This is a genomic window from Streptomyces sp. JJ36, from assembly GCF_021696945.1.
GTDB lineage: Bacteria > Actinomycetota > Actinomycetes > Streptomycetales > Streptomycetaceae > Streptomyces.
Genome location: NZ_JACYHE010000145.1, coordinates 1 through 4,496, shown reverse-complemented (window position 1 = coordinate 4,496; position 4,496 = coordinate 1). Strand labels below are relative to the sequence as shown.

The 4,496-nt window shown below is 75.5% G+C and carries 4 protein-coding genes; 3 read left to right on the top strand and 1 reads right to left on the bottom strand.

The window, feature by feature from the left end; translation table 11 throughout:
- A partial coding sequence (locus HOY81_RS26790) for a condensation domain-containing protein (RefSeq protein WP_237323298.1) occupies nucleotides 1-1,953 on the top strand: 1,953 nt, incomplete at its 5' end.
- 31 nt (nucleotides 1,954-1,984) lie between these two features.
- On the opposite strand, the gene truA is transcribed toward HOY81_RS26790, so the two are convergent.
- A complete protein-coding gene (truA, locus tag HOY81_RS26785; RefSeq protein ID WP_237323299.1) occupies nucleotides 1,985-2,881 on the bottom strand; it encodes a tRNA pseudouridine(38-40) synthase TruA in 897 nt (298 codons plus the stop codon).
- 189 nt (nucleotides 2,882-3,070) lie between these two features.
- On the opposite strand from truA, the gene HOY81_RS26780 reads away from it, so the two are divergent.
- Together HOY81_RS26780 and HOY81_RS26775 are read left to right on the top strand one after the other, a co-directional pair.
- Nucleotides 3,071-3,985 (top strand): diiron oxygenase, encoded by a 915-nt coding sequence (locus tag HOY81_RS26780; RefSeq protein WP_237323297.1) that lies wholly within the window; start codon nucleotides 3,071-3,073, stop codon nucleotides 3,983-3,985.
- A gap of 28 nt (nucleotides 3,986-4,013) precedes the next feature.
- Nucleotides 4,014-4,496: ferredoxin family protein (locus HOY81_RS26775; protein ID WP_237323296.1), on the top strand; the 483-nt coding region annotated here is incomplete at its 3' end.

The window sequence follows — 4,496 nt, the reverse complement described above, 5'->3', positions numbered from 1 at the left end:
AAACTCCACGGCCACCGCATCGAACTCGGCGAAATCCACCACCACCTCACCACCCACCCCCACCTCACCGACGCCCTCCTCACCACCACCCACCACACCCTCACCGCCTACCTCACCACCGGGGACACCGACGCACTCGCCGATCCGGACGCGCTCATCGCCGACGTCCGCCGCTCCCTGGCCGAGGCACTGCCGGACTACATGGTTCCGCGGCAGTACGTGGTCCTCGACGCCTTCCCCCTCACCCCCAACGGCAAGATCGACCGCACCGCCCTCCCCACACCCCGCCCCGCAGGCCGCCCAGCGGAGCCGGCGGACGAACCCGGCGCGGACGACCCGGACGCGGAGCGGGAGCCCCGCAACGACATCGAGCGGCGGCTGCGGGACATCTGGGCCGAGGTGCTGGGCCGGGAGTCGGTGGGTGTGCACGAGGTGTTCGGGGACGCGGGCGGCGACTCGCTGCTCGCCCTGCGGGTGATCGCCCGGGCGGCGGACGCGGGCCTGACGCTCACCCCGCGGCAGTTCTTCGCGCACCCGACCGTCGCCGGGCTGGCCCGGGTGGCGGTCCTGGCGGCGCCCCGGACCGGACAGCCGGACGCCGGGGCGGCAGCGGAGGCCGGCGGCGAGGCCCCGCTGCTGCCCGGGCAGCGGATGCTCCTCTCCGGCACGGACGCGGAGAGGAACGCGGAGACCGTCCGGCACCACAACTACGCCCTCTTCTTCTCGCTCGACGCCCCGCTGGACAAGGTGGCGCTGCGGGTGGCGCTGCGCACGCTGGTGGCGCGGCACGACACGCTGCGCACCGGGTTCGCCGGCGGCCCGGAGGGCTGGCGGCAGCACGTACGTCCCGCCGCGGAGAAGCGGAACGTACCGGTGGAGTGGCTGGACCTGTCGGGCCTGGAGCCCGCAGAGCAGGACCGGACGATCGAGGAGCACGCCCGGCGGGCCCAGCGGAGCTTCGACCTGGCCGAGCCGCCGCTGCTGCGGGTGCTGTACGCCGACCGCGGCCCGGGTGCCCGGCCGGAGCTGCTGCTCACCGCGCACCGGCTGGTGGTCGACAACTTCTCGTTGCGGCTGCTGCTCGACGAACTCCTCACCGCGCACGCGCAGATCGCCGAGGAGGGCGAGGCGGAGCTGCCGCCGGTCTCGCTGCCCGCGTCCGCCTGGGCGCGGATGCGGGCGGAGCACGCCGCCGCCCCGGAGGAGCCGGCCGGGCCCGCGGCACCGTCGTACGGGCGTGCGGGGGACGCGGAGACGCTGATCGAGGTGGTGGACGCCGGGGCGGTGGCGCGGCTGCGCGAGCGGGCCCGGGACGGGGCCACCATGGGGGACGTGGTGCTCGCGGCGCTGGCCGCGGCGGCCCGCGGCTGCGGTAGGGGCGGGACGCTGCGGGTGGACGTGGACGGGCACGGGCGGACGGGGACGCCGCCCGGGTCCGGGGCGGCGGAGGCCGATCTCTCCCGCACCCTGGGCCGGCTGTCGGTGCGGCACCGGCTGTGCCTCCGCGGGGTGTCCGGCCCGGAGGAGGCGGTGGCCGCGGTCGTGGCCGCGCGCCGCGCCGCCACCGGCGGCGACCCGGACGGCGTACGGGAGGACGGCGAGGCGGCCGGCGAGCCGCCGGAGTTCCTCTTCAACCACCTGGGTGCCGTGGACGAGTTGTTCGCGGTGCCGGGGCTGGAGCCCTCCGCCCTGCACCCGGGTCCGCTGGTGCATCCGGACACGCCGCTGCGGCACCGCTTCGAGCTGCTGTGCGGCACGGTCGAGGACGAGCTGCTGATCGGGCTGACCTTCCCGGCCGGCGACCGTCAGGAGGCGCGGGCGCTGCTGAAGGGCCTGCTGGCGGAGGTGGCCGCGGGCGCCCCGGCGGCCCCGGCAGGCCGGGCGCGCAGCCAACGGGGGCGGGCGCTGGCGGAGATGTACCGCCGCTGGCTGGCCCCGGGCACGCCCGGCTGAGGTCCGCCCTGCCCGTCGGTGCCGGCCGGGCTCAGCAGCAGCCCGGTGCCGGGCCGCCGTGCAGGGTGCGCTTGCGGCGGGCGGCGAGGTTGCGGGCGGCGAGCTCGTCGTCCGGAGGGTAGCCGACCTCCTCCAGGGTGAGGCCGTGCGGGCGTACGACATGGACCGCGGAGTCCCGTACACCCGCGGCCAGCACCTTGCCCGGCCACTCCGGCGGCCGGTGCCCGTCGCCGACGAAGAGCAGCGCGCCGACCAGGGAGCGGACCATGTTGTGGCAGAAGGCGTCCGCGCGGACGGTGGCCTCCAGCACGCCGTCCGGGTGCCGCTCCCAGCGGAGCTGCTGGAGGGTGCGGATGGTGGTGGCGCCGTCGCGCTTCTTGCAGAAGGCGGCGAAGTCGTGCTCGCCGAGCAGCGGCTCGGCGGCGGCGTTCATGGCGTCCGGGTCGAGGGGCCAGTTGTGCCACAGGACATGGCCGCGCCGGAGCGGGTCGACGCCGCCGGGGTGGTCGCTGACGCGGTAGGCGTAGCGGCGCCAGATCGCGGAGAAACGGGCGTCGAAGTGCGGGGGCGCCTCGGCGACCCGGTGCACCCGTACGTCCATGGGGAGCCGCCCGGCGAGCCGGCGGAGGAGCGGCCGGGGGCCGCTGGCCTCCCAGACGCCGGCCGGGAGATCGACGTGGGCCACCTGTCCGCGGGCGTGCACCCCGGCGTCCGTACGGCCGGCCACGGTGAGCGCCGGGGTGTCCGGCAGGCGCAGCACCACCCGCAGGGCGTCCTCCAGTTCCGCCTGGACCGTGCGGTGGCCGCTCTTCTGGCGGGCCCAGCCGGAGAAGTCCCGGCCGTCGTAGCTCAGGTCGAGCCGTACCCGGACCCGGCCGGGGCCGGCGTCGGGGTCGGGCGCGGCGTGGGGCTGGGGGCCGGGCTGCACGTCGTCACTCACGCAGCCGATCCTCTCACCCGTCCCGTGCGGCCCGGAAAAGGCGAGCCGGCCGATACCTTACTCGGGGGTAGGCTCCGCCCGCACCCTTGCTATACAGTTCGTCAACAACGCGGGTGGCCCCGCGCCAGAGCACCGACAGCGGACGAGGCAGGCACACGCGAAGCAGGGAGCCGCAGCATGGCAAGCAGCACCGCTCGACCCGAGGTCCGGAACCCGCAGCACGAGGACGAGATCGCCCGGCGGCTGCTCGACTCCTCCGCGACCCTCTCCTACGACCCGGCCACCGAGGTCGACTGGGACACCCCGCTGGACAAGGATTTCCACGGCGCCAGCCCGGAGTGGAGCACGCTCTACGGCACCGCCTACTGGAACGAGCTGACCGAGGAGCAGCGCCGGGAGCTGACCCGGCAGGAGGCGGCCTCGGTCGCCAGCACCGGCATCTGGTTCGAGATGATCCTCCAGCAGATGGTGCTGCGGGACATCTACGCCAAGGACCCCACCCGCCCGGAGTTCCAGTGGGCGCTCACCGAGATCGCCGACGAGTGCCGGCACTCGATCATGTTCGCCCGCGGCGCGGAGAAGCTGGGCGCCCCCGCCTACCGGCCGCACCGGGTGGCGATCGAGCTCGGGCGGGCGTTCAAGACGCTCGCCTTCGGCGAGGCGGCGTACGCGGCCATCCTCGTCGCCGAGGAGGTGCTCGACGTCATGCAGCGGGACTGGATGCGCGACGGGCGGGTGGTGCCCTTCGTCCGCACCATCAACAACATCCACGTCGTCGAGGAGTCCCGGCACATGCGGTTCGCCCGCGACGAGGTGCGCAAGCGGATGCGCGGCGTGAGCCGGGTGCGGCGGCACCTGCACGCCGTCGTGATCGCCGTGGCCGCCTACGTGATCGTCACCAGCATGGTGAGCCCCCGGGTGTACGAGCAGGCCGGGCTCGACCGGGACCGCGCGATGAAGGAGCGCAAGGCCAACGAGCACCACAAGTCGATGATGCGCTCGAGCTGCAAGGGCCTGATGGACTTCCTGGCCTCCGCCGGGCTGCTGACCCGGCCAGCGCTGCTGTTCTACCAGCGCGCCCACCTGATCTGACCCCGGCGGCCGAACGAGCGGACGACCCATGGCCTACGCGATCACCCAGACCTGCTGCAACGACGCCACCTGCGTCTCCGTGTGCCCTGTGAACTGCATCCACCCGGCGCCGGGCGAGCCGGGCTTCGGCACCACGGAGATGCTCTACATCGACCCCCGCACCTGCATCGACTGCGGTGCCTGCGCCGACGCCTGCCCGGTCGACGCGGTCTTCCCGGTGGACGCCCTGCGGGGGGCGCAGCGGGAGTACGCGGCGCTCAACGCCGCCCACTACGCGCGGGCCGACGACCGGCCGTCCGCGGCCGCACGCGCCGGGGGCGCGGAAACGGCCGGTACGGCCGGTACGGCCGCCGGAAGCCGGGCGCCGGAGGGCGTGACGGACGCCGCGGCAGCCGCCGGCGGCGGGGAGGCGGGAACCCCCGCGGGCACCGCCGAACGGTGCGCGGAACCGGCCCCGCCGCGCGGCGCGGACGGCACCGTGCCGCGCGGCGACGCGGCCGCGGCGCCCGGT